This window comes from Bordetella bronchiseptica (genome assembly GCF_900636925.1).
GTDB classification, from domain to species: Bacteria; Pseudomonadota; Gammaproteobacteria; order Burkholderiales; family Burkholderiaceae_B; genus Bordetella; species Bordetella pertussis.
On the sequence record NZ_LR134326.1, the window covers coordinates 3,175,497 to 3,200,669 of the forward strand.

Sequence of the window (25,173 nt, forward strand, 5' to 3'; positions counted from 1 at the left end):
CGCCTGGCTAGGGGCGGCGTTCGGCCACGACCTGCCGCACCGCCGCCAGCAGCGCCTGCAATTCGTCCTCGGCAATGGTGAAGGCCGGCGTCAGGTACACGATGTTGCCAAAAGGCCGCACCCACACCCCGGCGTCGACCAGGCGGCGCCTGAGGTCGTCGCGCGCGCCGATGCCGTCGAGTTCGATCACGCCGATGGCGCCCAGCACCCGCACATCGCGCACCCAGGGCAGGTCGCGGCAGGGCTCCAGCCCGGCGCGCAGCGCCTGCTCCAGCGCCGCCACCTGGCGCAGCCGCGGCTCGCGCTCGAACAGGTCGAGCGAGGCGTTGGCCGCCGCGCAGGCCAGCGCGCAGCCCATGAAGGTCGGGCCGTGCATCAGCGCATGGCCGGGGTCGTCGGACCAGAACCCCTCGAAGACGCGCGCGCTGGCCACCGTGGCCGCCAGCGGCAGCGTCCCGCCGGTCAGCGCCTTGGACAGGGTGACGATGTCGGGCCGCACCCCGGCCTGCTCGAAGGCGAACATCGTGCCCGTGCGTCCGAAGCCGGTGAAGATCTCGTCGAAAATCAACAGGATGCCGTATCGGTCGGCCAGTTCGCGCAACCGCGCGAGCACCTGCGGATCGTGCAGCAGCATGCCGCCGGCGCCCTGCACCAGGGGTTCGACCAGCATGCCGGCGATCCGCCCGGCATGGCGCTCCAGGTGCGCCTGCAGGGCCGCCAGCGCCGCCTCGTCGCGCGGCAGCGCCAGCACGTCGTGCTCGGGCAACAGGCCGCGGAACATGGCGTGCATCCCCTCGTCCGGGTCGCACACCGCCATGGTGCCGAAGGTATCGCCATGGTAGCCGCCGCGAAACGCCACGAAGCGCGTGCGGCCGCGCTCGCCCTGGTTGAGCCAGAACTGCACGGCCATTTTCATGGCCACCTCCACCGCCACCGAACCCGAATCGGTGTAGAAGACGCGTTCCAGCCCCGGTCCCAGCAGCGCGCTCAGGCGGCTGGCCAGGTTCAGCGCCGGCTCGTGCGCCAGGCCGCCGAACATCACATGCGGCATGCGGTCCAGCTGCTCGCGCACCGCCTGGGCGATATGAGGGTGGTTGTAGCCATGGCAGGCCGTCCACCACGAGGCCACGCCGTCGATCAGCGTGCGTCCGTCGGCCAGCTCCAGCAGGCTGCCGTGGCTGCGCACCACCGGCAGTGGCGGCGCGGCGGTCTTCATCTGCGCATAGGGCAGCCAGATATGGGGATAGCCCTGGGCCATCCAGGCAGGCGTGGTGTCAGACATGCTCGTTTCCGGAAACCGGGAGCGGCGCCGGCCGCTCCACTACAATGCTCGGCATTCTACGGCCAGGCGCGCCTGGCCCTGTCCGACAAGCCGGGTCGTGTCTATGTCCAAGCTGGATTCCCTGTTCACCGCCGCCCTGGAGCAGGCCGCGCAGCGCCAGGTGCGGCGCCGCCTGCGCCGCGCCACCGCCGCGCCGCCGGGCCGGCTGGCCCTCGATGGCCGCACCCTGGTCAACTTCTCCAGCAACGACTACCTGGGGCTGGCGCGCCACCCGCTGCTGGCCGAGCGCGCCAGCCTGTGGGCCACCCGGCACGGCGCCGGCGCGCAGGCCTCGCGGCTGGTATGCGGCAACCTGGACCTGCACGAACAGGTCGAAGCCAAGCTGGCGCGCCTGAAAGGCACCGAGGCCGCCTTGCTGCTGGCCAGCGGCTGGCAGGCCAACGCCGCGGTGCTGCCGGCCCTGTTCAAGGCCGCGGCCGCGCAGGGCGAGCCGCAGGTCTACACCGACCGGCTCAACCACGCCAGCCTGCACCATGGCTGCCAGGCCGCCGGCGTGCGCCAGATCCGCTTCCGCCATAACGACCTGGCGCACCTGGAACACCTGCTGGCCGAACGGGCCGGCGCCCCGGGCGCGCGCTTCATCGTGACCGAGAGCGTCTTCAGCATGGATGGCGACCGCGCCGACGTGCCGGCGCTGGCCGCGCTGGCGGCACGCCACCATGCCTTCCTGTACCTGGACGAGGCGCACGCGACCGGCGTGCTGGGGCCGCGCGGCATGGGACTGGCGGGCCTGGCGCCTGGCGGCGTCGACCTGGCCATGGGCACCTTCAGCAAGGGCCTGGGCAGCTTCGGCGCCTACGTGGCCGGCTCGCGGGCGCTGTGCGACTACCTGGTCAATGCCTGCTCCGGCTTCATCTACACCACCGCGCTGCCGCCGGCCGTGCTGGGCGCCATCGACGCGGCGCTGGACCTGGTGCCCCGGCTGGACCAGGCGCGCGCCGCCCTGCTGGGCCACGGCGAACGCCTGCGCGCCAGCCTGGCCGCGCAGGGCATCGATTGCGGCGCATCCTCGACCCAGATCGTGCCGGCCATCGTCGGCGACGCCGGCCATGCGCTGGCCCTGGCCGCCGAGCTGGAGCGGCGCGGCCTGCTGGCGGTGGCGATCCGCCCGCCCACGGTGCCGGCCGGCACCAGCCGCTTGCGCATCGCCCTGAGCGCCGCGCACGGCGAGGCCGAGCTGGACCAGTTGATCGAGGCCCTGGCCGCCGGCTGGCGCGCCGTGCGGCAGGCGGCATGAGCGCGCCCCGCCCGCTGCTGCGCTTCGAACATGGCTGGGCCCACGACGCCGGCGTCTGGGCGCCGTTGCGCGCCGCGCTGGCCGACTGGCCCCAGCAGGCCGCCGACGCCGGCTATTTCGGCCCTGCCGTCGAACCGCCCCCGGACGGCGCGCCCGTGGTGGCGATCGGCCATTCGCTCGGCTTTCTGAAAATCCTGCAGTCTCCTGCGCCGGGCTGCATCGCCTACATCGCCATCAACGGCTTCGCGCGCTTTGCCGGCGGCGCCGATTACCCGCCCGGGGTGGCGCCCCGGCTGCTCGAGCGCATGCTGGCGCGCCTGGAGCTCGACCCCGCCGCCGTGGTGGATGACTTCCGGCGCCGCGCCGGCAGCGCGCCGCACCCGGGCACGCCCCGGCCCGAACCCTTGCGGCACGACCTGCGCCGCCTGCGCGAGGCCGACGAGCGCCAGGCGCTGGCCGCCAGCCGGCTGCCGCTGCTGGCCCTGGCCGGCACCGCCGACCCCATCGTTGCGCCCGCCCTGACCCGGGCGCAGTTCGGCGCATGCGCCGGACTGCGCTGGCGCGACGGCGGCGGCCACCTGCTGCCCACCTCGGACCCCGACTGGTGCGCCGGCCGGATACGCGCCTTTCTCGCCGGACTGCCCGCATGAGCACGCGTTCCACACCCACGATAGGCCAGCGCTTCGACCGCGCCGCGGCCCGCTACGAAACCCATGCCGAGGTACAGCGCCACGCCGCCGAGCAACTGGCCGAGCGTATCGCCGCCCTGCCCCTGCCCGCCGAACCCCGCATCCTGGAAATCGGCTGCGGCACCGGGCTGCTGACGCGCGCGCTGGCGCGCCGGCTGGGGCGTGCCGACTGGACCATCACCGATATCGCGCCGGCCATGCTGGCCGCGCAGCAGGCGGGGCCGCCGCCGGCCGGGCGGGTGCGCCACCAGCTGGTCGACGGCGAGCACCCCGCCGGCCTGCCCGGCGGCTACGACCTGATCTGCTCCAGCCTGGCCGTCCAATGGTTCGGCGACCTGGACGCGGGCCTGGCGCGGCTGGCCGGGCTGCTGGCGCCCGGCGGCCTGCTCGCCATCGCGACGCTGGCCGAACACACTTTCAGCGAATGGCGCGCCGCCCACCAGGCCCACGGCCTGCATGCGGCCACCCCCGCCTATCCGCCGGCCGAGCGCATCGGCCGCACCCTGGCCGGCCTGCGCGGCGGGATAACGCGGGAGGCTTACCGCCAGCGCCACCCCGATGCGCTGCACTTCGTGCGCAGCCTCAAGGCGATCGGCGCGAGCGCGCCGGCCGCCGGCCACGCGCCGCTGTCGCCCGCCGCCTTCCGGCGCGTGCTGGCCCAATTCGATCGACAAGGAAACCACGTGACCTACGACCTGGCCTACGGCCTGTGGCGCAAGCAGGCCCCGGGCGTGTTCGTCACCGGCACCGATACCGGCGTCGGCAAGACCCTGGCCTCGGCCATCCTCGCGCGCGCCTGGCGAGCCCACTACTGGAAGCCGCTGCAAACGGGCGTGGCCGAAGAACCGGGCGATACCGAAACCGTGGCCGCGCTGGCCGGGCTGGAGCCGGCCCGCCTGCACCCGCCGGCCCATGTCCTGCAGGCGCCGCTGTCGCCCTGGGCGGCCGCGCCGCTCGAGGGCGTCACGCTCGATGCGGCAGCCATCGCGCCGCCGCAGGTCGACGGCCCCTTGGTGGTCGAAGGCGCCGGCGGCCTGTACGTGCCCATCGACGAGCGCCACATGATGATCGACCTCATTGCCCGCCTGGGCATGCCCGTGGTGCTGGCCGCGCGCAGCGGGCTGGGCACCATCAACCACACCCTGCTCAGCCTGCATGCCCTGCGCGAGCGCAGGCTGCCCGTGCTGGGCGTGATCATGCTGGGCGAACCCTCCGCAGGCAACCGCCATGCCATCGAGCATTTCGGCGGCGTGCCGGTGCTGGCGCAGATCCCTCGCCTGGCGCGCGTCGACGCCGAGGCGGTCGAGGCCTGGGCGGCGCGCATCCCGCCGCTGGCCGACTGCCTGGCGCGCCGCTGGCCCGATACCCAGGAGACACCGGCATGCAGGCCCTGACCGGATTCACCTGGCTGCTGGCCCTGCAGGCGCTGGGCGAAGCCTGCTCGCGCCTGCTGCACTTTCCCATTCCCGGCCCGGTGACCGGCATGTTGCTGCTGCTGGTGGCGCTGCGCTGGCCGCTGGTGCGCGAGCCGGTGGCGCTGGCGGCGCAGTTCCTGCTGTCGCACCTGTCGCTGCTGTTCGTGCCGGTCGGCGTGGGCGTCATGACCCATATCGCGCTGCTCGCCGAGTACGGCCTGCGCATGGCGGCCGTGATCGCGCTGTCGACGCTGGCCGGCATGGCGGCCACATACTGGGCGCTGCGCGTGGGCAGGAGCGCAGCGCCGGAGACCGACGATGCCTGATTTCGTCAACCTCTGGATCTACCTCTCGTCCACCCCGCTGTTCGGCCTGACCGCCACCCTCACGGTCTATCTTTCGGCGCACGCGATGTACCTGCGCCTGGGCCAGGTGCCGCTGGCCAATCCGGTGCTATGGAGCATGGTGGTGCTGGCCGCCGGCCTGCTGGCCTTCGGCGTACCCTACCCCACCTATTTCGCCGGCGCCCAGTTCATCCACTTCCTGCTCGGCCCGGCGGTGGTGGCGCTGGCCTGGCCCTTGTGGATGCGGCGCGCCGAGCTGCGCCGCCGCTGGGCCCGGCTGCTGTGGGCCGCCCTGTTCGGCGGCGCGGTGGCCTGCGCCAGCGCGGTGCTGCTGGGCTGGGCCGTCGGCCTGCCGCGCGACATCATCCTGTCGCTGGCTCCCAAGTCGGTCACCGCGCCCGTGGCCATGGGCCTGTCCGAAACCCTGGGCGGCATCCCCGCGCTGTCGGCCGTGTTCGCCGCGCTGACCGGGCTGGTGGGCGCGCTGACCGGCAAATACCTGTTCGATCTTCTTGGCCCGGTGCGCGGCCGGCAGGATTGGGCCGACCGGGGGTTCGCGCTGGGCACGGTGTCGCACGGCATCGGCGCGGCGCGCGCCATCCAGGTCAACGCCGACGCCGGCGCCTACGCCGGCCTGGCGCTGGGGCTGCAAGTCATCCTGGCCTCGCTGCTGATCCCGGTCGCGTTCCGGCTGGCCGCCGGGCTGGGCGGCTCGTAGCGCCGCGCCCTCAATCGCCTGGCGGACGCCGCCGGCTCAGCCAGGCCAGCAGGAAGAACGCCCCGCCGCCCAGCAGGGTCAGGCCGGCCAGGTATACCGGCCGGGCCCGCGTGGCATGTTCCAGCCGCAGCCCGCTGGCGCCGGCTTCGATGGGCGCGACGATATAGGCGAACGCCAGCACGGCCGCGCCGATGAACAACAGGAAGAAAGCCGTCCAGCCCAGCCAGGGAATGCGCTGGCCGCGCGGGGCGATCTGCGTCTTGCCAGCGGCCTTGGCGGCGCGGGCGGCCGGCTTCGCCCCCTTGGGCGGCGCCGCCTTGCGGGGCGCCGGCTGCTCGGCCGCGGCGGCGCGCCGGGCGCGCAGCCAGCGCCAGAAAGCCGGGCCGCCGGCCAGCATGGCCGCCGCCGTGGTGGCGCCCATCAAGGCCGCGGCCGACACGTGGCTGTTGCCCGCCAGCCAATGGGGCGCGCCGCCCACCAGGGCCGTGGCGCCGATGGCGCCATACAGGACCTCGCCCACCGCATGGCAGCCCCACAGGGCCAGCGCCACGAGGATGAAGATCGCCACGCCGCTGGCCAGCGCCTGCGAACGCTCCAGCGCGAAAGCGCGCACGGCCCACCCTACCAGCCGGGTAGCCAGCAGCGTCGCCGCCGCCAGCAGCACCAGCGCCGCCAGCAGCATGCAGAAACCAAACCCGAAACGGGCCAGAACCAGGGCCATGAAGCACGCCATGCAGGAAAAGAGGCGTCAGACATTAGCATAAAGTGCGCACGGCCCGCCCCGGAGCCATCCGCGCGCCCGGTCCTGTCCCGATGCGCGCGGTGCTGTCCCCGCAGGGGGACTGGCACCCGCTGACGGCACGCGCAGATTCCAGGCGCCTGTCCCGGCGGGGACAGATACCGTCTTGGCAGGCCAGCGGGACGGGGTGCCTGTCCCGGCGGGGACAGGCACCCCGTCGCTTTGCCCCCCGAGGGGGCTTTTTTGCCTTGGGGCGGCCCGGCGGCAAAGGTCGCGCCCCCACGCTGCGCCCGCTGTGCGGGCTTGCTGCCCCCCGAGGGGGCTTTTTTGCCTTGGGGCGGCCCGGCGGCAAAAAAAGGCCCCCACGCTGCGCCCGCTATGCGGGCTTGCTGCCCCCCGAGGGGGCTTTTTTGCCTTGGGGCGGCCCGGCGGCAAAAAAAGGGGGCGTCCGAGGACGCCCCAAATCCACCCTGCAACTACACTTGCTGGCGCCCGTCCCCATGCCGGGGACGGGCGCCGGAAAATCACGCCGCCTTGACGGCCTGCCCGCCGTGCTCGAACTGCGCTTCCTCGGTCGAGCCGGTCAGGGCCGTGGTCGAGGACTGGCCGCCTTCGATCGTCTGGGTCACGGCGTCGAAGTAGCCGGTGCCGACTTCGCGCTGGTGCTTGACCGCGGTAAAGCCCAGCTCGGCGGCGGCGAATTCCTTCTGCTGCAGCTCCACGAAAGCGCTCATCTGGCGGCGCGCGTAACCGTGAGCCAGTTCGAACATGCCGTAGTTCAGCGCGTGGAAACCGGCCAGCGTGATGAACTGGAACTTGTAGCCCATCGCACCGAGTTCGCGCTGGAACTTGGCGATCGTGCCGTCGTCCAGGTTCTTCTTCCAGTTGAACGAGGGCGAGCAGTTGTACGCCAGCAGCTTGCCCGGGAACTGGCGATGGACGGCCTCGGCGAACTTGCGCGCATACTCCAGGTTGGGCGTGGAGGTTTCGCACCAGATCAGGTCGGCATACGGCGCGTAGGCCAGGCCGCGCGAAATCGCCTGGTCCAGGCCGGCGCGGGTGCGGAAGAAGCCTTCCACCGTGCGCTCGCCGGTGATGAACGGGCGATCGTTCTCATCCACGTCGCTGGTCACCAGGTCGGCCGCGTCGGCGTCGGTGCGGGCCAGCAGGATAGTGGGCGTGCCCATCACGTCGGCGGCCAGGCGGGCCGAGACCAGCTTGGACACGGCCTCGCGGGTCGGCACCAGCACCTTGCCGCCCATGTGGCCGCACTTCTTCACCGAAGCCAGCTGGTCTTCGAAGTGCACGCCGGCCGCGCCCGCCTCGATCATGGCCTTCATCAGTTCGAAGGCATTGAGCACGCCGCCGAAACCGGCCTCGGCATCGGCCACGATGGGCGCGTAGTAATCGATGTAATCCTGGTCGCCCGGGTTCTTGCCTTCCATCCACTGGATCTGGTCGCAACGCGCCAGGGCGTTGTTGATCCGGCGCACCACCTGCGGCACCGAGTTGGCGGGGTACAGCGACTGGTCCGGGTACATCTCGCCGGCCAGGTTGGCGTCGCCGGCCACCTGCCAGCCGGACAGGTAGATGGCCTTCAGGCCGGCCTTGACCTGCTGCATGGCCTGGTTGCCGGTCAACGCGCCCAGCGAATTGACGAAGGGCTCGCTATGCAACGAATCCCACAAGCGGGTCGCGCCGCGGCGCGCCAGCGAATGCTCGACGGCCACCGAGCCGCGCAGGCGGATCACATCCTCGGCGCTGTAGGCGCGCTTGATGCCCTGCCAGCGGGTGTTCTCGGCCCAGTCTTTCTGCAAGTTGCGGATTTCGGTTTCGCGATTGCTCATGGTGTGCTCCTGCTCAGGTTTGGAAAGGCGTTGATCCGGCGGTTTTCAAAGCGCGAATCGTTGGAGAGAGTCTATGCCTTTGCTGCAGGGCAATGCGGGCTTATATCTTATATAAGACAAAAATTTTATATCTTGAAAATCAAGTGGTTATATTTTCAATTTCGGATTGCGAAACGCAATTGTTGCCTGTGAAATGCCATCGCATTGCCGCGCAACACGCACTTTCATATGACGGAGTCGGCTTTTCACATTGCAAAAAAAGCGGGCCGTGGAAGCGCCTACAATGCGGGCATCATTGCTTACGCGGATCCGGTTTCCATGTCGCTGTCCAACACCCCGCTGGGCCAACACGTCGCCTACCCCTCGCAGTACGACCCCGGCCTGCTGTTTCCCATCCCGCGCGCGACCAACCGCGCGAGCCTGCAGCTGGGCGCCACCCTGCCCTTTACCGGCGTCGACCTCTGGAATGCCTACGAGCTCTCGTGGCTGGACGCGCGGGGCAAGCCGCGCGTGGCCATGGCCACCTTCAGCTTTCCCGCCGACAGTCCCAACATCGTCGAATCCAAGTCGTTCAAGCTGTACCTGAATTCGTTCAACCAGACGCGGCTGCCGAATGCGCAGGCGCTGCGCGACCGCCTGGAACGCGACCTGGCCGCCGCCGCCGGCGCGCCCGTGGGGCTGGAGTTCATCAGCCCGCAGCGCTTTGGCGAATTGAACATGGCCGAACTGGACGGCATCTATATAGACAAGCTGGACATCGAGATCGACACCTACGAGCCGGCGCCGCAATTGCTGCAATGCGCGCCCGGCGACGAGGTGGAGGAAACGCTGGCCACGCGCCTGCTGAAGTCGAACTGCCCGGTCACCGGCCAGCCCGACTGGGCCAGCCTGCAGGTGCGCTACCGCGGCCGGCCGATCGACCGCGCGGCGCTGCTGAAGTATGTGGTGTCGTTTCGCCAGCATGCGGAATTCCACGAGCATTGCGTGGAACGCATCTTCGGCGACATCATGCGCGCCTGCCAGCCGCGCCAGCTCACCGTCTACGCGCGCTACACGCGACGCGGCGGGCTGGACATCAATCCGTGGCGCAGCAACTTCGAAAGCGCGCCGCCGGCCGACGTCCGCACGGCGCGCCAGTAGCCGCGTTCAGGCGGTGCGGCGCGCCTGCATCGCGATCCATTGCGCCAGCAGGGCGGCGGCGGCGAACGCCACGCCGGCGCCGACCCACGGGCCATGCGCCATGCCGGCATCGAGCAGCAGGCCGAAACCCAGCGGCCCCAGGGCCGACCCGACGTCCATGCCGGAATACACCAGCCCGTACACCGAGCCGGTCGCGCCCTTGGGCGTGACCCGGCGGATCAGCATGTCGCGCGACGGCGCCGCCACGCCCGAACAGAACCCGGCCAGTCCGACCACCAGCGCCGCCCACCCGGCCGGCACCCAGCCCATGGCCAGCACGACCAGCGTCAGCCCCGCCATGATCAGCGCGGCGGTCACCGTCAGCTCGGTGCGGGGGTTGGCCGACACCAGGAAGCCGCCGGCGGCCATGCCCAGCGCGGACGCCACCATATAGCCCGACAGCGCCGAGCTGGCCGCCACCTTGGACAGATCGTAGAGCTGGCCCAGCAGCGGGATGGTGTAGTTCTGCACCGACGACAGCGCGATCGAGGTGCAGGCGAAGAACAGGAAGGCGCCCCACAGCGCCGGCCGGGCCAGCAGGGCCGCCAGCGTCTGCCAGACGCTTTCCTGCGCGGCCGGCCGCGCGGCGCTCTTGCCGCCCGCCTCGGCCGGCGCGGCGCCGCCCAGCAGGTCGCGGCCGATCACCGTCATCAGCAGTACCACGGCCACCAGCGCGGCGGCCGAAAACGCCGCCACGCGCCAACTGGCCAGCAGCGTGATGGTGGTGATGAAAACCGGCGTCAAGGCCCAGCCCAGATTGCCGGTCAGGCCGTGCAGGCTGAACGCATGGCCCAGCCGCGGCGGGCTGACGCGATGGTTGATGATGGAATAGTCGGCCGGATGGAACACCGAATTGCCGATACCGCCGATGGCCGCCGCCAGCATCAGCATGGCATAGCCGCTGGCCGCGCCGATCAGCACCGCCGACAGGACGAAGCAGGCCAGTCCGAACCACAGCACGGGCCGCGCGCCGATGCGGTCGACGACAAAGCCCGAGGATGCCTGCCCGAGGCCGGAGACCACGTAGAACACCGACACCAGCAGGCCCAGCCGGGCAAAATCCAGTCCGAACTCCGTGCCCAGCGACACATACAGCGAGGGCAGGACCAGCTGGAAGAAATGGGAAGACGAGTGCGCCACGCCTATCAGCAGGATGATTTGCCAATCGCGCCGGCGCAGGGCGGGGCTATCCAGTACAGCGGTTTCCGAATTCATAGCCATCACGGCCCCACGGCGGGGGCAGGAGCGAAGTGCGCCGATGGCGGCGGCGCTTCGCGGTCTCCAGAAAGCGGCGGCCGCGAACCAGCCCGCCACACCATGGACGAATGGCGCGCAGCGCGCTTCGCCTCTTGTATTGCCCGGGCCTGCGCCCGGCCGCGTACGCTCACTGCGACTTTTCGCGGATGGCGGGCCAGGCCCGCTGCAGGTAATACAGCATCGACCAGACGGTCAGCACCGCCGCCACCACGATCAGCACGTCGCCGATCAGGCGGCTGCTCAGGCCGAACAGCGGCTGGTCGTACAGCAGGCACGGTATCGCCACCATCTGCGCCGCCGTCTTGAACTTGCCCAGCCGGTGCACCGCCACGCTCGCGCTGGCGCCGATCTTGGCCATCCATTCGCGCAACGCCGAAATGGTGATTTCCCGGCCGATGATGATCAGCGAAATGAAGGCATCGACGCGGCTCAGGTCCAGCAGCACGATCAGCGCCGCGCAGACCATCAGCTTGTCGGCCACCGGGTCCAGGAACGCGCCGAAGGCCGAGGTCTGGTTCCAGCGCCGCGCCAGCCATCCGTCGAACCAGTCGGTCAAGGCCGCGATAATGAACGCCCAGGCCGCGAAGGTGTCGCGCATGGGCACGGACATCCAGCTCTCGGGCAGGTAGAACAGGCCGACCACCAGCGGAATCATGGCGATCCGCAGCCAGGTCAGGAAAATGGGTACGTTTATCGGCATAGTGACCGTATGCTACCTCACCGGCGCGGCGGGCGGATGTCAGCCATGCAGCGCATCATAGATGCGCACGGCCAATTCCTGCGAAATACCCTCGACCGAAGCCAGGTCTTCGATGCTGGCCGAACTGACGCCCGACAGGCCGCCAAAGCGCGCCAGCAGCCGCTGGCGCCGGCGCGCCCCGATCCCTTCGATTTCTTCCAGGCGCGAGACATTGCGCGTCTTGGCGCGGCGCGCGCGCATGCCGGTGATGGCAAAGCGGTGCGCCTCGTCGCGCACCTGCGCAATCAGCATCAGGGCCGCCGATTCCTTGCCCAGCGCGACGGGCGGCCGCCCGTCGGCGAACACCAGGGTCTCCAGCCCCACCTTGCGGCCCTCCCCCTTGGCCACCCCCACCAGGGACTGGATGTCCAGCCCGAGTTCGACGAACACCTGGCGGGCCACCTCGACCTGGCCCTTGCCGCCGTCGATCAGTACCAGCCCCGGCATAGGCGCCTCGCCGTCGGCCACCTTGCCGAAGCGGCGCGTCAGCACCTGCCGCATCGCCGCATAATCGTCGCCCGGGGTAATGCCCACGATGTTGTAACGGCGATACAGCGACGGCTGCATGTCGTGATGCAGGAACACCACGCACGAGGCCTGCGTCGCTTCGCCGGCGGTGTGGCTGATATCGAAGCATTCGATGCGCAAGGCATCGAGCGACTCCTCGTCGGTATCGAGATCCAGCGCCTCGGCCAGCGCCAGGGTGCGCCCGGCGCGCGCGCCCGATTCGGTCAGTGCCCGCGCCAGCGCCATCTCGGCGTTTTTCTGCGCCTGCTCCAGCCATGAGCGGCGCACGCCCTGCGGACGGGTCAGCACCCGGGCCGCGCGGGTGCCGCCCTGCTCGGCCAGCAGGCCGACCAGGCCGCTGTCGGGCAGCGCATGCGAACAGACCAGCACGGGCGGCATGGCGCCGTCGGCGTAATGCTGCGCCACGAAGGCCTCCAGCACCTGGGCCGGCTGCTCGCCCTCGGCATGCGTGGGAAAGAACGGCTTGTCGCCCAGGTGGCGCCCGCCGCGCACCATGGCCAGGTTGACACAGATCTTGCCGCCGGCCGACGCCACGGCGATCACATCGGTATCGTCGCCGCCGACGTTCTCCATGGTCTGCTGGTGCAGCACCTTGGACAGCGAGCCCATCTGGTCGCGCAGCACCGCCGCTTCCTCGAAGCGCAGCTCGGTCGAGGCCTGCAGCATGCGGGCTTCGATCTCGTCCATGACTTCGCGCGCCTCGCCGTTGAGAAAGCGCACGGCGCGCTGCACGTCGTGGGCGTAGTCCCCGGCCTCGATCACGCCCACGCACGGCGCCGAACAGCGGCCGATCTGGTGCAGCAGACAGGGACGCGAGCGATTGGCGAAGACCGTGTCCTCGCAGGTGCGCAGGCGAAACACTTTCTGCAGGATCTGGATGGTCTCGCGCACGGCCCACGAATTGGGGTACGGGCCGAAGTACTGCCCCCGCTTGCTGGTGGCGCCGCGGTAATACGCGATGCGCGGCCACGCGTGGCCGGTGATCAGCAGATAGGGATACGACTTGTCGTCGCGGAACAGGATGTTGTAGCGCGGCCGCAGGCTCTTGATGAGGTTGTTCTCGAGCAGCAGCGCCTCGGCCTCCGAACGCGTGACGGTGACGTCCACGCTGGCCACCTTGGCCACCATCTGCGCAATGCGCGGGCTGGCCAGGTTCTTCTGGAAATACGACGATACGCGTTTCTTGAGATCGCGCGCCTTGCCGACATACATCACCTCCCCGGCGGCATCGAGATGCCGGTACACGCCGGGCAGGTGCGGCAGGTCAGCCAGAAACGATTTGAGATTGAAGTCGTCGGGCATGCTGATAGCGGCTGTCATTCTGCAAAGTGTCCCAGTCCGGCGCGGCGAACCGCGGCATCAGCCGGCGGATGCGCTCGACCGAGGCGGCCGGATGCTGGACCTGCAGGCGGTCCAGCAGCTCGTCGGCCAGGTCCGGGCGGTTGCATACCAGCACCATGTCGCAGCCGGCGCCCAGGGCCGCCTCGGCGCGGGCCAGGATGTCGCCCGCCACCGACGCGCCCTCCATGGTCAGATCGTCGGAGAACACCACGCCATCGTAGCCCAGCCGTTCGCGCAGGATCTCGCTGACCCAGCGGCGCGAAAAACCCGCGGGCTGGGCATCGACCTTCGGATAGATCACATGCGCCGGCATGACAGCCGGCATGACCAGGTCGCCCAGCCAGGCGTAAGGCGCCGCGTCATCCTTCAGGATGCGCGCGAGCGGCCGCGGATCGACCGGGATCTCGTGGTGCGAATCGGCGCCCACGAAACCATGGCCGGGGAAATGCTTGCCGCAGGCCGCCATGCCCGCCAGCGCCAGGCCCTGCGCCAGCGCGCGCGACAGCATGGTGACCACGCGCGCGTCATGGTGGAAGGCGCGATTGCCGATCACCTTGCTCACGCCGTAGTCGAGGTCCAATACCGGCGTGAAGCTGAGATCGACGCCGCAGGCGCGCAGCTCGGCGGCCAGCACGTAGCCGGCCTCGGTCGCCAGCCGCATCGCCGCCAGCGGATCGCGGTCCCACAGCTTGCCCAGCTCCTGCATGGGCGGCAACGCGGTAAAGCCGTCGTCGCGAAAGCGCTGCACGCGGCCGCCTTCGTGGTCCACCGCGATCAGCAGCGGCTCCTTGCGCGCCTTGTGGATGGCCCGCGTCAGCGCGCACAATTGCCGGCGATCGGTGAAATTGCGCGCGAACAGGATCACCCCGCCCACCAGGGGGTTGCGCAGGCGGCGCTTCTCGTCCTTGGTCAGCGTCGTGCCGGCCACATCCACCATGACGGGGCCGGGAGGCAGGACGGGCTTGGTTTTCTTCTTGCTGGACATGGGCTCTAGCCTCGGTTTGGATGGCGGCCGCGCCGGCCTCACGGCCGGCCGTCGGGCGCCGGTTTGCGTTCGACGATGACATAGGCCGCGGCCATATCGGACTCGTCGGTAATGGACACATGCGCCGCGCCGAAGCGCGCATCGAACCAATCGGCCAGCTCGGCGCCGATCACCAGCACCGGCCGCCCGCCCGGCGCATTCAGGGTCTGCACCCGTCGCCAGCTCATGGGCATGCGCATGCCCAGCCCGATGGCCTTGGAAAAGGCTTCCTTGGCGGCAAAGCGGGTGGCCAGGAAACGCACGCCGCGCGCCGGGTCGCGCCGGCGGCGCGCATGGAACTTGGCCAGCTCCTCCGGCCCCAGGATCTTCTGCGCGAAACGGTCGCCATGGCGCGCCAGCGCGCGCTCGATGCGTTCGATGCGCAACAGGTCCATGCCGATGCCGGCGATGCAGCCGGGCGACGCGGGCGGCGTCGCGCCGGCCGCGGAAACGGAGCTCATGTGGTTCGGATTCCTGCAGTGGAGCGCGCGGCGCGGCCGCGACGCGATATCGTGATGATAATACGCCGGGCGCCCCGCCCTGCTTCAGGCGTGGCCGCGCACGGCCGCCAGGCGCGCCTGCACCATCAGCGCCTTCATGTCGCGCACCGCCTTGTCCCAGCCGTCGAAGATGGACTGGGCCACGATGGCATGGCCGATGTTCAGTTCGGCGATGCCGTCGAGCGCCGCCACCGCCTGCACGTTGCCGTAGTGCAGCCCATGGCCGGCGTTGACCCGCAAGCCATGGCGCAGCCCCTCGGCCACGGCGGCGCGCACGCGCGCCAGCTCGGCCTGCACCGCGGCATCGTCGCGCGCCTCGGCGTAGGCGCCCGTGTGCAGCTCGATGACCGGCGCGCCGGCGCGCGCCGCCGCTTCGATCTGGCGCGCGTCCGGATCGATGAACAGCGACACCCGGATGCCGGCCTCGGCCAGCAATTGCACCGCGTCGGTGACGGCCGCCTGCGCGCCGGCCACATCCAGACCGCCTTCGGTCGTCAACTCGGTACGCTTTTCCGGCACCAGGCACACGTCGCTGGGCTTGACCGCGCAGGCGATCTCCAGCATCTCCGGCGTGACCGCGCACTCGAGGTTCATGCGGGTGCGCAGCAAGGGGCGGATGGCGTAGACATCGGCGTCCTGGATGTGGCGGCGGTCTTCGCGCAGATGCAGCGTGATCAGGTCGGCGCCGGCGTCCTCGGCGCGCAGCGCCGCCTGCACGGGGTCGGGATAAGCCGTATGGCGCTGCTGCCGCAGCGTGGCCACATGGTCGATGTTGACACCTAGTTCAATCATGGTTGCTTCGTGGTTGATTCCTGCCAGCCGCCGCCGAGCGCCTTGTAGAGTTCGACGCGGTTGATCAATGCCGCCAGCCCGGTCTGTACCAGCCCAAGCTGCGCGTTGAAGAAGTCGACCTGGGCCGTCTGCACCTGCAGATAGCTGTCGATGCCATTGTTGTAGCGCAGGTTGGACAGCTCCAGCGTGCGCCCGGCCGCCACCTGCAGCGCGCGCTGCGCGTCGAGCTGCGCGCTGTAGGTCGCCTCGCCGGCCAGCGCATCCGAGACTTCGCGAAACGCTTGCTGGATGCTCTGCTCGTACTGGGCCACCGCGATGTTGTCGCGCGCCTTGGCCAGGTTCAGGCCTTCGCGGATACTGCCGCCGGCGAACAACGGCGTGGTGATCGACGGCGAGAAGCTCCAGTAGCCCTGCCCGCCCTTGAACAGATTGTCCAGCGACGGGCTGGCCACACCCAGCAGGCCGGTCAGCGAAATGGTCGGGAAGAACGCCGCGCGCGCCGCGCCGATGTTCGCATTGGCCGCCTTGAGCTGGTTCTCCGCCGCCAGGATGTCGGGCCGGCGCGTCAGCAGGTCGGACGGCAGCCCGGCCGGCACGCTGGCCAGCAACTGGTCGCGGCCGAATACGGCCGGCGCCGGCAGGTCCTCGGGCAGGCCCGGCAGCCCGACCAGCACCACCAGGGCATTGGCGGCCTGCGCGCGCGCCCGCGCCAGCGCCGCCAGGTCCGCGGAGGCGCTGTCGAGCAGCGACTTGGATTGGTTCAGGTCGAGTTCGGAAGCCACCCCGCCGTCAAAGCGCGTCTTGACCAGGTTGTACGACTCCTGGCGCGAGGCCAGCGTCTTCTGGGTCAACTCCAGCTGCACCTCGGCGGCGCGCAGGTTGAAGTACGACTGCGCCACCGCGCCGACCAGCGTGATGTGCACGCTGCGCTGCGCCTGCTCGGTCGACAGGTACTGCTGGTAGGCCGCCTCGGACAGATTGCGCAGGCGGCCGAACAGATCGATCTCGAACGTGGTCAGCCCCAGGCCCGCCTGGTACTGGCTGGAGATGGAGGTCGAATCCGGGCCGAGCGGACGCATGTCGGGCGGCAGATGCTGGCGCTGTCCCTGGATGCCCGCGCCGATGCTGGGCCATTGCGCGCCGCGCTGCACGCCGTACTGCGCGCGCGCCTCTTCGACGCGCTGCACCGCCACGCGCAGATCGCGGTTGTTGACCAGGGCCAGTTCGATCAGCTTCTGCAGGCGCGCGTCGCGGAAGAACTCGCGCCAGCCGATCTCGTCGGCCGGCGTGGCGCCCTGCGGCGCCACCGCCGCGGCCGGCTGCTCGCCCAGCGAGGTCGGGCTGGCGTAGGCGCCGTACTGCACCTTGGGCTGGTCCGGCCAGTTCGCCTGCACCGGTGCCTCCGGTCGCTTGTAGTCGGGCGCCAGCGAGCAGCCCGCGAGCGCGGCCGCCACCAGCACCGAGAGCGCACTGCGCTTGTACATCACGGCCATCATTCCTTGTTCTCCTGACCGCCGGTCTGCGGCGCCGGCGTCGCGGCGCCGTCCTGCGGCTGCTGTTGCTCGGCGGCGCGCTTGGCCGCCTGCTCTTCCTCGAAGGCGCGCAGTTCGGCGCCCAGCAGGCGCGGCCGGGTCTTGAACAGGCCCAGCACCACCACGAAGAAGGTCGGCACGAAAATCACCGCGAACGGGGTGGCCGCCAGCATCCCGCCCAGCACGCCGATACCGACGGCGCGCTGGCTGGCGGCGCCGGCGCCGGTGGCGATGGCCAGCGGCACCACGCCCAGGATGAACGCCAGCGACGTCATCAGGATGGGACGGAAACGCAGGCGCGCCGCCTCCACCGCCGACTCGTACAGGCCCTGCCCGCGCGCGTACTGGTCCTTGGCGAACTCCACGATCAGGATGGCGTTCTTGGCCGCCAGCCCGATCACCGTCACCATGCCCACCTGGAAGTACACGTCGTTGGACATGCCCAGCACCGTCACCAGCGCGACGGCGCCCAGCATGCCCAGCGGCACGACCAGCATCACCGACAGCGGGATGGCCCAGCTCTCATACAGGGCGGCCAGCACCAGGAACACGACCAGCAGCGCCAGCCCCATCAGGATGGGCGCCTGGTTGCCGGCCAGCCGCTCCTGGTAGGACAGGCCGTTCCATTCGTAGCCGAAGCCCTGCGGCAAGCGGGCCACCAGGTCCTGCATTTCCTGCATGGCTTCGCCGGTGGTGTAGCCCGCCGCCGCGTCGCCGCCGATACGCACCGACTCGTAGCTGTTGTAGCGCACCACCTGGACCGGCCCTTGCACCCACTTGGCCGACACGAAGGTCGACAGCGGCACCATGCCACCCTGGTTGTTGCGGGCGTTCAGCTTGAGCAGGTCTTCGACCTGCATGCGGTACTGCTGGTCGGCCTGCACCCAGATGTTCTGCATCCGGCCCATGTTGGGGAACTTGTTCAGGAAGGCCGAACCCACCGCGGTGGAGATCAGGGTGGCCGCCTCGTCGAAGTTGACCCCCAGCGCCGCCGCCTTGTCGCGGTCGATCGTCAGGCTCAGCTGCGAACCCGGTCCCAGGCCGGTGATGCGCACCTGCGACAGCACCGGGCTCTTGGCCGCCATGCCCATCAGCTCGGCGGTGGCCGCGCCCAGCGCCTCGGTGCCGGCGCCGCCGCGGTCCTGCAGGCGGAAGTCGAAGCCCGAAGCGTTGCCCAGCGACGAAATCGCCGGTGGCACCAGGGTGAACACCTGCGCGTCGTGAATGCCCATCAGCTGCTTGGAAAAAGCCGTGAAGGCAATCGCGCCGGCCGAGTCGGCGCGGCTCTTGCGCTCGGAGAAATCCTTGAGCGTGGTGAACGCGATGGCCGCGTTCAGGCCGTTGCCGTTGAAGCTGTAGCCCTGCACCGTGATGACGTTCTCCACCGCGGGGATGTTGCGGAAGTAATTCTCGACTTCCTCGATCACCTCGATGGTGCGGTTGGCGCTGGCGCCGGTGGGCAGTTCGATGTTGCTGACCACGTAGCCCTGGTCTTCCTCGGGCAGGAACGACGACGGCAGGCGCATGTACAGCCAGCCCAGCAGCACCACCAGCAGCGCGAACGCCAGCATCATGCGCCCGCCCTTGTGCAGGATGCGCGAGACCCAGTTCTGGTAGTTGTGCGTGGTGGCGTCGAACTTGCGGTTGAACCAGCCGAAGAAGCCTTTCTTTTCCTGGTGATGGCCCTTGGGGATGGGCTTGAGGATCGTCGCGCACAGCGCCGGCGTGAAGCTGAGCGCGAGGAATGCCGAGAAGAAGATCGACACCGCCATCGCGACCGAGAACTGGCGATAGATCACGCCGACCGAGCCGGTCATGAAGGCCAGCGGCAGGAACACCGTGACCAGCACCAGCGTGATGCCGACGATGGCGCCGCTGATCTGCGGCATGGCCTTCTTGGTGGCCTCCTTGGGCGACAGGCCCTCGCTGGCCATGATCCGCTCCACGTTCTCGACCACCACGATGGCGTCGTCGACCAGGATCCCGATGGCAAGCACCATGGCGAACATGGTCAGCACGTTGATCGAGAAGCCCAGCGCCAGCATCACCGCGAACGCGCCCAGCATGGCCACCGGCACCACCAGGGCCGGGATCAGGGTATAGCGCACGTTCTGCAGGAACAGGAACATCACCAGGAACACCAGCACCATGGCTTCGACCAGGGTGTGGATCACCTGCTCGATCGACACCTTCACGTAGGGCGCGGTGTCGTACGGGATGTCGTAGCGGATGTTGGACGGGAAGTACTGCGACAGCGAGGCCATCTGCTGGCGCACGCCCTCGGCGGTGGCCAGCGCGTTGGCGTCGGGCGAGAGCACGATGGCGAACGCCGCCGTGGGCTTGCCGTTCAGGCGCGCGCCGAACTGGTAGTTGTCCGCGCCCACCTCGATGCGGGCCACGTCGCGCAGCAACACCTTCGAGCCATCGGTGTTGGCGCGCAGCACGATCTGGCCGAAGCCCTCGATCGTGCTCAACTGGCCATTGACGATCACGGTGGCCGTGGCGCGCTGGCTGTCCGGATTGGGCGGCGCGCCGATGCTGCCGGCCGAAATCAGCACGTTCTGCTGGCTGATGGCCTGGTTGACCTCGGCCATGCTGAGGTTGAAGCCCACCAGCTTGTCCGGGTCGACCCAGATGCGCATGGCGCGCGGCGCGGCGAACAGCTGGAACTGGCCCACGCCGGGCACGCGCGACACCGGGTTCTTGACGTTGCGGGTGATGTAGTCGGCCAGCGCCGTCTGGTCGAGCGTGCCGTCGGTGGACGACAGCGTCACGATCATCAGGAAGCCGGCGCTGGTCTGCTCGTACTGCAGGCCCTGCTGCATCACCGCCACGGGCAGCTGCGCCGTCACGTTGGACACGCGGTTCTGCACGTCCACCTGGGCCAGGTCGGGATCGGTGCCCGGAGCGAACGTCGCGGTGATCTGCGACTGGCCGTACGAGTCGCTGACCGATTCGTAGTACAGCAGGCCCTTGGCGCCGTTGAGCTGGTCCTCGATGATACTGGTGACCGACTCGGCCACTTCCTTGGCGGAAGCGCCCGGGTAGGTCGCGGTGATCGTGATGGCAGGCGGGGCCACGTCCGGATACTGCGACACGGGCATATTGGGAATGGCCAATATCCCTGTCAGCAGGATGAACAGTGCGACTACCCAGGCAAAAATCGGTCTATCAATAAAAAATTGCGGCATGTGGGCTGACTCTGAAAGCGATGCTCACGAAAAGGGAACGCGGCGCCGTCGGGCGCCGCGCGCCGCTTAGGACTGCTGGCCTGCGGCCGGCGCCTGCTTGGCGGGTTCCTGCTTGGCGGGCTGCTGGGCCGGCGCCTGCTGGCCAGGAGCGGGCTGCTGGCCGGCAGGCGCCGCGCCCCCCTTGTTCCAGGGCGAAGCCTGCACCGGCGCCCCCGGACGGATCTTCTGGAAGCCTTCGACCACCACCACGTCTCCCGCCGCCAGGCCGCTGTTGATGACCCACTGGTTGTGGATCACGCTGCCCGTGGTCACCGGCACCTGCTCGACCTTGTTGTCCTTGACCAGCATCAGGCTCTGCATGCCGTCGGCGGTGCGCTGCAGGGCCTGCTGCGGCACCAGCAGCGCCTTGTCGTCGACGCCCTGGTCCACCCGCACGCGCACGTACATGCCGGGCAGCAGGATGTTGTCGGGATTGGGCACCTCGGCCCGCAGGTTCACCTGCCCGGTGGTCGGATCCACCGTCACGCCGGTAAACAGCAGCTTGCCCGCTTCGGGGTAGATCGAGCCGTCTTCCAGCACCACCTGGACCTTGACCGCGTCCTTGCCCACCTGCTGCAGCTTGCCGGCGGCGAACGCGCGGCGCAGCGCCGCCAGGTCGGCGGTGGATTGCGTGAAGTCGACATAGATCGGGTCGAGCTGCTGCACCGTCGCCATCTGGGTGGCCGAGGTCGCCTCGACCAGCGCGCCCTCGGTCACCAGCGGCTTGCCGATGCGCCCCTTGATGGGCGAGGTCACGTCGGTATAGCCCAGGTTGATCTTGGCATTGGTCAGGTTGGCCTTGGCCGCCGCCACGCTGGCGTCGGCCTGCCGGTAGCGGGCCACGGCGTTGTCGTATTCCTGCTTGCTGACGGCATTGGCCTTGACCAGCGGCGCGTAGCGCTCGGCCAGCAGCTTGGCGCTGAACAGGTCGGCCTGCGCCTGCTTGAGCTGCGCGGCGGCCTGGTCGTAGGCGGCCTGGTAGGGCGCCGGGTCGATCTTGAACAGCAGCTGGTCGGCCTGGACGTCGCCGCCCTGCTCGAAGGCGATCTTCTGGACGATGCCGGTTACCCGCGCCCTGATCTGCGCATCGCGCACTGCATCCACGCGGCCGGGCAGCTCGGACACCACCGCGGCGCGCTGCGGCTGCACCGTGATCACGCTGACCTGAGGCATGCCAGGATTGAACTGGGGCTTTTCGCCGCATGCTGCCAACAACACTGAAAGCGTCGCAACAAGACCGAAAGCCGAGACACGCTGAGGCGAAAAACGCATGGATTCCTCACGGAGGTAAAAGCGCGCTGCTCCCAACCGCCATTGCGACGGCCGCACGCGAGCATGAGGCACGCAGAGAACGCATTAATGTAGCCGATTTTCGTTTAAAACGTCGGGGTTTCCCCCCTTTGGCCGATGGACATGCCGGCGTCAAAGGCGCATGGGGCGGTCGTTTGCGGACAGCGGCGGCATCTGCGCCGGGCCGATGTCCATGCACCCGCCTGGCGGGGCGGACACGACGCCGGACGGATTCAACCCGCGGCGGGCGTCGCCTGCGGCGGCGCGGTGTCGCTGCGCAACCCGGCCAGGAACACATAGCCCATGCCGTGCACGGTGCGCAGCGGCAAGACCTCGCCGGTCTCGCCCACCTTGCGGCGCAGACGGCTGATGACCACGTTGATGGCGCCCGCGCCCAGCCCGGGCAGGCTGTGGACCAGCGCCGCGCGGGTGAGCTCGCGCCGGGGATGCGCAAGCAGGCCCAGCATACAGATGCGTTCGGCGGCCGACAGATGCACGATGGCGCCGGCCGGCGTGACGAGCACCCAGGCCTGGTAACGCAACTCCCAGGGCTGCGCCCCGGCGGACGACTTGGCGGCGGGGAAGGAAGCGGAACGACGGCGGGACATCGGAGAGGGAGGTGCGGAAGCGGCAGGCGCAAGAGGCTACGCCATCCCACCCGATTGCAATCGCCCCCGCCAAAAAAAGCGGACTCATCCTAGGTGCAAGGTTCAAGCGTCCGCGCGGTGGATGTCGTGCGTCACGAAACTCTCGTCGGGCGACGGCTTGTCCAGCACGCCGGGCTGCGCCAGCGTGCGTTCGATGTCGGCCAGGCCGAAGCGCCAGTGCTCCCGCATCGACTCGGTATTGAACTCGTAGTCCTTGGAATGGCGTTCGAACTGGTTGGCCTCGTAGATGAGGTTGACCACGTTGACCAGTGGCGTACACGCCTCGCGCCGGATCTGCGCCAGTTCGCGGCTGCTGCGCACCTGCGGCGGCAGGCGGTCGAGCACGCGCTGCAGGCTGCGGCGCAGCTTGAGCTGGCGGCGGAACGTATCGGTGACGATGCGCGTGCGACTGGAGTACTGGATGTCCTTCTGGCGCTCCGCCACCTCTTCCAGGCTGGTGGGCAAGGGGCCGCGCGCCGGCCACAGGTCGACCTGGAAAGCCAGCGTGTCGCGCATCGGGTGGACCGCCAGCACCTTGGTCAGCGGGGTGTTGGACACCAGACCGCCGTCCCAGTAGAACTCGCCATCGATCTCGATGGCGGGAAAGCCCGGCGGCAGCGCGCCGGAAGCCATGACGTGCTCGGGCCTGATGACGGTCTCGCGGCTGTCGAAGTAGGCGAAATTGCCGGTGCGTACGTTGACCGCCCCCAGGCTGACCCGCACATCGCCGCGGTTGAGCAAGTCGAAATCGACATAGTCGCGCAGCGTCTGCAGCAGCGGCGTCGTGTCGTAGAAGCTGGTCGCGGCCGCCCCGCCCCCCTGCACCAGGTACGGCGGCGGAAAGCGCGGCTCGAAAAACCCCGGCTGGCCGCGCGTGAGCGCGTTGAAGGCAGCCAGCTGGCCGTTGCTCTGGTTGGAGCCGAAGCCGAACGGCGCGTTGGCGAACAGCGCCGCCCAGGCATCGCCCCAGGGCAGCCCGGCGAATCCGGTGGGCCGGCAGATGGCTTCCCAGAAGCCGCGCAGGCGCCCGACCCGTTCGTCCACGGGGGCGCCGGCGATGATGGCCGCATTGATGCCGCCGATGGAAATGCCGGCCAGCCAGTTCGGCCGTATGCCCGCGGCATGCAGACCCTCGTAGACGCCGGCCTGGTACGCGCCCAGGGCGCCGCCGCCCTGCAGCACCAGCGCCACCGTCTCGTAGTCGGGCATGCCGGCGCCGCGGCGCGCCTTGCGCTTGCTCATCGGCGCCCCGCTACGGCTTGGGAGGCGTCTGCGGCTGGCCGTTGCCGGCGCGGAACGGATACTTGGAGAAGATCTGCGCCACGCCCTGCTCGACGCTGGCGGCGGATTGCGCCTTGTCGAGATCGTTGACCTCGCCCGTGGCCACGCCCTCCCAGACCAGTTGCCGGCGGCGCGCGTCGATCAGGTCGATGTTCAGCGTGCCTTCGGTGTACTGGTAGACGTCGTCGCCCCAGCCGTAGCCGGGCCAGCCGCCGTAGAAGCCGGCCCGGTAGCCGTAGTACGGGCCCATGGGCGGCGGCGCCGGCGTCACCTGGGTTTTTTCCTGCAGCTTGCCGTTGAAGTTGACCAGCAGGTCGGGCTTGCTCTCGTCATAGGTGTAGCCGCGCATCTCGAGCTGGCCGCGAGTGGCCTGCTTGAGGCGCTCGGTCAGCAGGCTGCTGTAGCCGGCCCGGTCGGTGCCCAGCGGCGACATGAACGCGAAAGTGCGGTACTGCGCGAAGTTGGCGCTGTGGTCATAATCGCTGCGTAGCGTGGGGCCCGACGCGCAGCCGGCCAGCAAGCCGGCGGCCACCGAGACGGTAAGCAACTTGACGATCTGCATGTCTCACCTGTGTAGCGACGTGTGAGCGCCCATCATGCCGCGATCGGAGGCAACTTGCAATAAACTCTCATTTGCATCCGCCATCCGCCGGCCGCGCCGGCCAGACCGCCATGTCCGCACCTTCCCTGCAACTCGACGGCACGCTTTGGCTGCGCTCGGGCGACCAGCCCTGGGGCGGCCAGCATCGCATCGACCTGCTGGCCCAGATCGAGGCCACCGGCTCGATCAGCGCCGCCGCGCGCGCCGCCGGGATGAGCTACAAGGGCGCCTGGGACGCCATCGACGCCATGAACAACCTGGCCGGCGAACCCCTGGTGCTGCGCTCGGCCGGCGGGCGCGGCGGCGGCGGCACGCGCCTGACCGACCGCGCCCGCCGCCTGATCGCCACGTTCCGGGCGCTGCAGGCCGAACACCAGCGTTTCGTCCAGCACCTGGCCGCCAGCGGGCTGGACGCCGCCGGCGACATCGACATCATGAGGCGATTCATGCTCAAGACCAGCGCCCGCAACCGCCTGCTGGGCACCGTGGAGGCGGTCCATGCCGGCGCCGTCAATGACGAAATCGTGTTGCGTATCGCCGGCGGCCAGCGCATCGCGGCCGTCATTACCCGCGCCAGCACCGAAGAACTGGGCCTGGCGCCCGGCACCCAGGCCATCGCCTTGATCAAGGCGCAGGCGGTGCTGCTGGGCCTGCCCGGCCCCGGCCTGCGCCTGTCCGCGCGCAACCAGCTGCCCGGCAAGGTGGCCGAGGTGCGGCCGGGCGCCGTCAACAGCGAGATCATCGTCGACCTCGACGGCGGCGGCACGCTGGCGGCCATCATCACCGAGGAAAGCGCGCGCGACCTGGCGCTGGCCGCCGGCACGCCGGTCTGCGCCCTGTTCGACGCCGCCAGCGTGATGCTGGGCGTGCTGGACTGACGCGCCCGGGGCAGCCCCGGCGG

At 69.7% G+C, this 25,173-nt stretch carries 22 protein-coding genes; 7 read left to right on the plus strand and 15 right to left on the minus strand.

What is annotated here, in order from left to right; all coding sequences use genetic code 11:
• Window positions 1-7 precede the first annotated feature (7 nt).
• A complete protein-coding gene (locus EL288_RS14775) occupies window positions 8-1,282 on the minus strand; it encodes an adenosylmethionine--8-amino-7-oxononanoate transaminase (RefSeq protein ID WP_003810375.1) in 1,275 nt (424 codons plus the stop codon).
• 103 nt (window positions 1,283-1,385) lie between these two features.
• On the opposite strand from EL288_RS14775, the gene bioF reads away from it, so the two are divergent.
• The 5 genes from bioF to EL288_RS14800 are packed head-to-tail and all read left to right on the plus strand — an operon-like array spanning window position 1,386 to window position 5,745.
• Window positions 1,386-2,579, plus strand: a complete 1,194-nt coding sequence (gene bioF / locus EL288_RS14780; RefSeq protein ID WP_033449714.1) for an 8-amino-7-oxononanoate synthase — start codon at window positions 1,386-1,388, stop codon at window positions 2,577-2,579.
• Window positions 2,576-3,229: an alpha/beta fold hydrolase gene (locus tag EL288_RS14785; protein WP_033458784.1), complete on the plus strand. Its 654-nt coding sequence runs from the start codon at window positions 2,576-2,578 to the stop codon at window positions 3,227-3,229. The genes bioF and EL288_RS14785 overlap by 4 nt, the downstream gene beginning before the upstream one ends.
• Entirely contained in the window at window positions 3,226-4,662 is a 1,437-nt protein-coding gene (gene bioD / locus EL288_RS14790) for a dethiobiotin synthase (protein ID WP_003810369.1), read from the plus strand. The genes EL288_RS14785 and bioD overlap by 4 nt, the downstream gene beginning before the upstream one ends.
• Window positions 4,650-5,009, plus strand: coding sequence for a CidA/LrgA family protein (locus tag EL288_RS14795; protein WP_003810367.1), 360 nt, complete (start codon window positions 4,650-4,652; stop codon window positions 5,007-5,009). The genes bioD and EL288_RS14795 overlap by 13 nt, the downstream gene beginning before the upstream one ends.
• Window positions 5,002-5,745 carry an LrgB family protein gene (locus EL288_RS14800; protein WP_003810365.1) on the plus strand — a complete coding sequence of 248 codons (744 nt, stop codon included), beginning with the start codon at window positions 5,002-5,004 and terminating at the stop codon, window positions 5,743-5,745. Before EL288_RS14795 ends, EL288_RS14800 begins: the two co-directional genes overlap by 8 nt.
• A gap of 10 nt (window positions 5,746-5,755) precedes the next feature.
• Here the strand turns inward: EL288_RS14800 and EL288_RS14805 are convergent, their stop codons facing one another.
• On the minus strand, window positions 5,756-6,466 hold the full coding sequence (locus tag EL288_RS14805) for a hypothetical protein (protein WP_033458786.1): 711 nt from the start codon (window positions 6,464-6,466) through the stop codon (window positions 5,756-5,758).
• 542 nt (window positions 6,467-7,008) lie between these two features.
• Window positions 7,009-8,331, minus strand: coding sequence for an isocitrate lyase (gene aceA / locus EL288_RS14810; protein ID WP_003810362.1), 1,323 nt, complete (start codon window positions 8,329-8,331; stop codon window positions 7,009-7,011).
• Window positions 8,332-8,649: 318 nt separating this feature from the next.
• Between aceA and queF the strand changes: the two genes are divergently transcribed.
• The gene (gene queF / locus EL288_RS14815; protein WP_033458788.1) at window positions 8,650-9,471 is read left to right on the plus strand and encodes an NADPH-dependent 7-cyano-7-deazaguanine reductase QueF; all 822 of its coding nucleotides are present in this window, start codon (window positions 8,650-8,652) and stop codon (window positions 9,469-9,471) included.
• 6 nt (window positions 9,472-9,477) lie between these two features.
• On the opposite strand, the gene EL288_RS14820 is transcribed toward queF, so the two are convergent.
• From EL288_RS14820 to EL288_RS14875, 12 genes are all read right to left on the minus strand, one after another.
• On the minus strand, window positions 9,478-10,731 hold the full coding sequence (locus EL288_RS14820) for an MFS transporter (protein WP_003810358.1): 1,254 nt from the start codon (window positions 10,729-10,731) through the stop codon (window positions 9,478-9,480).
• A gap of 163 nt (window positions 10,732-10,894) precedes the next feature.
• Entirely contained in the window at window positions 10,895-11,467 is a 573-nt protein-coding gene (gene pgsA, locus EL288_RS14825; protein ID WP_003810356.1) for a CDP-diacylglycerol--glycerol-3-phosphate 3-phosphatidyltransferase, read from the minus strand.
• A 39-nt stretch (window positions 11,468-11,506) separates the two neighbouring features.
• Window positions 11,507-13,336: an excinuclease ABC subunit UvrC gene (uvrC, locus tag EL288_RS14830; protein ID WP_033449735.1), complete on the minus strand. Its 1,830-nt coding sequence runs from the start codon at window positions 13,334-13,336 to the stop codon at window positions 11,507-11,509.
• Window positions 13,299-14,360, minus strand: coding sequence for a beta-N-acetylhexosaminidase (gene nagZ, locus EL288_RS14835; protein ID WP_003810348.1), 1,062 nt, complete (start codon window positions 14,358-14,360; stop codon window positions 13,299-13,301). The genes uvrC and nagZ overlap by 38 nt, the downstream gene beginning before the upstream one ends.
• A gap of 38 nt (window positions 14,361-14,398) precedes the next feature.
• Window positions 14,399-14,860 carry a holo-ACP synthase gene (acpS, locus tag EL288_RS14840; protein ID WP_003810346.1) on the minus strand — a complete coding sequence of 154 codons (462 nt, stop codon included), beginning with the start codon at window positions 14,858-14,860 and terminating at the stop codon, window positions 14,399-14,401.
• Between the two features lie 84 nt (window positions 14,861-14,944).
• The gene (gene pdxJ / locus EL288_RS14845) at window positions 14,945-15,691 is read right to left on the minus strand and encodes a pyridoxine 5'-phosphate synthase (protein WP_003810344.1); all 747 of its coding nucleotides are present in this window, start codon (window positions 15,689-15,691) and stop codon (window positions 14,945-14,947) included.
• Window positions 15,688-17,187, minus strand: a complete 1,500-nt coding sequence (locus tag EL288_RS14850) for an efflux transporter outer membrane subunit (protein ID WP_003810342.1) — start codon at window positions 17,185-17,187, stop codon at window positions 15,688-15,690. Before EL288_RS14850 ends, pdxJ begins: the two co-directional genes overlap by 4 nt.
• Entirely contained in the window at window positions 17,184-20,414 is a 3,231-nt protein-coding gene (locus tag EL288_RS14855; protein WP_003810340.1) for an efflux RND transporter permease subunit, read from the minus strand. Before EL288_RS14855 ends, EL288_RS14850 begins: the two co-directional genes overlap by 4 nt.
• Window positions 20,415-20,480: 66 nt before the next feature.
• On the minus strand, window positions 20,481-21,725 hold the full coding sequence (locus EL288_RS14860) for an efflux RND transporter periplasmic adaptor subunit (protein ID WP_003810338.1): 1,245 nt from the start codon (window positions 21,723-21,725) through the stop codon (window positions 20,481-20,483).
• Between the two features lie 251 nt (window positions 21,726-21,976).
• Complete coding sequence (locus EL288_RS14865) at window positions 21,977-22,351, minus strand: helix-turn-helix domain-containing protein (protein ID WP_033449736.1); 375 nt, start codon at window positions 22,349-22,351, stop codon at window positions 21,977-21,979.
• A gap of 102 nt (window positions 22,352-22,453) precedes the next feature.
• Window positions 22,454-23,632, minus strand: a complete 1,179-nt coding sequence (locus EL288_RS14870; protein WP_003810332.1) for a DUF3734 domain-containing protein — start codon at window positions 23,630-23,632, stop codon at window positions 22,454-22,456.
• A 10-nt stretch (window positions 23,633-23,642) separates the two neighbouring features.
• On the minus strand, window positions 23,643-24,233 hold the full coding sequence (locus tag EL288_RS14875; protein WP_003810329.1) for a DUF4136 domain-containing protein: 591 nt from the start codon (window positions 24,231-24,233) through the stop codon (window positions 23,643-23,645).
• A 110-nt stretch (window positions 24,234-24,343) separates the two neighbouring features.
• Between EL288_RS14875 and EL288_RS14880 the strand changes: the two genes are divergently transcribed.
• On the plus strand, window positions 24,344-25,150 hold the full coding sequence (locus EL288_RS14880; protein ID WP_003810328.1) for a TOBE domain-containing protein: 807 nt from the start codon (window positions 24,344-24,346) through the stop codon (window positions 25,148-25,150).
• The last annotated feature ends 23 nt before the right edge of the window (window positions 25,151-25,173 follow it).

Bases quoted from the DNA above. Each gene is read 5' to 3' on its own strand.
- EL288_RS14775 (WP_003810375.1), bottom strand. From the start codon at position 1,282: ATGTCTGACACCACGCCTGCCTGGATGGCCCAGGGCTATCCCCATATC.
- bioF (WP_033449714.1), top strand. From the start codon at position 1,386: ATGTCCAAGCTGGATTCCCTGTTCACCGCCGCCCTGGAGCAGGCCGCG.
- EL288_RS14785 (WP_033458784.1), top strand. From the start codon at position 2,576: ATGAGCGCGCCCCGCCCGCTGCTGCGCTTCGAACATGGCTGGGCCCAC.
- bioD (WP_003810369.1), top strand. From the start codon at position 3,226: ATGAGCACGCGTTCCACACCCACGATAGGCCAGCGCTTCGACCGCGCC.
- EL288_RS14795 (WP_003810367.1), top strand. From the start codon at position 4,650: ATGCAGGCCCTGACCGGATTCACCTGGCTGCTGGCCCTGCAGGCGCTG.
- EL288_RS14800 (WP_003810365.1), top strand. From the start codon at position 5,002: ATGCCTGATTTCGTCAACCTCTGGATCTACCTCTCGTCCACCCCGCTG.
- EL288_RS14805 (WP_033458786.1), bottom strand. From the start codon at position 6,466: ATGGCCCTGGTTCTGGCCCGTTTCGGGTTTGGTTTCTGCATGCTGCTG.
- aceA (WP_003810362.1), bottom strand. From the start codon at position 8,331: ATGAGCAATCGCGAAACCGAAATCCGCAACTTGCAGAAAGACTGGGCC.
- queF (WP_033458788.1), top strand. From the start codon at position 8,650: ATGTCGCTGTCCAACACCCCGCTGGGCCAACACGTCGCCTACCCCTCG.
- EL288_RS14820 (WP_003810358.1), bottom strand. From the start codon at position 10,731: ATGGCTATGAATTCGGAAACCGCTGTACTGGATAGCCCCGCCCTGCGC.
- pgsA (WP_003810356.1), bottom strand. From the start codon at position 11,467: ATGCCGATAAACGTACCCATTTTCCTGACCTGGCTGCGGATCGCCATG.
- uvrC (WP_033449735.1), bottom strand. From the start codon at position 13,336: ATGCCCGACGACTTCAATCTCAAATCGTTTCTGGCTGACCTGCCGCAC.
- nagZ (WP_003810348.1), bottom strand. From the start codon at position 14,360: ATGTCCAGCAAGAAGAAAACCAAGCCCGTCCTGCCTCCCGGCCCCGTC.
- acpS (WP_003810346.1), bottom strand. From the start codon at position 14,860: ATGAGCTCCGTTTCCGCGGCCGGCGCGACGCCGCCCGCGTCGCCCGGC.
- pdxJ (WP_003810344.1), bottom strand. From the start codon at position 15,691: ATGATTGAACTAGGTGTCAACATCGACCATGTGGCCACGCTGCGGCAG.
- EL288_RS14850 (WP_003810342.1), bottom strand. From the start codon at position 17,187: ATGATGGCCGTGATGTACAAGCGCAGTGCGCTCTCGGTGCTGGTGGCG.
- EL288_RS14855 (WP_003810340.1), bottom strand. From the start codon at position 20,414: ATGCCGCAATTTTTTATTGATAGACCGATTTTTGCCTGGGTAGTCGCA.
- EL288_RS14860 (WP_003810338.1), bottom strand. From the start codon at position 21,725: ATGCGTTTTTCGCCTCAGCGTGTCTCGGCTTTCGGTCTTGTTGCGACG.
- EL288_RS14865 (WP_033449736.1), bottom strand. From the start codon at position 22,351: ATGTCCCGCCGTCGTTCCGCTTCCTTCCCCGCCGCCAAGTCGTCCGCC.
- EL288_RS14870 (WP_003810332.1), bottom strand. From the start codon at position 23,632: ATGAGCAAGCGCAAGGCGCGCCGCGGCGCCGGCATGCCCGACTACGAG.
- EL288_RS14875 (WP_003810329.1), bottom strand. From the start codon at position 24,233: ATGCAGATCGTCAAGTTGCTTACCGTCTCGGTGGCCGCCGGCTTGCTG.
- EL288_RS14880 (WP_003810328.1), top strand. From the start codon at position 24,344: ATGTCCGCACCTTCCCTGCAACTCGACGGCACGCTTTGGCTGCGCTCG.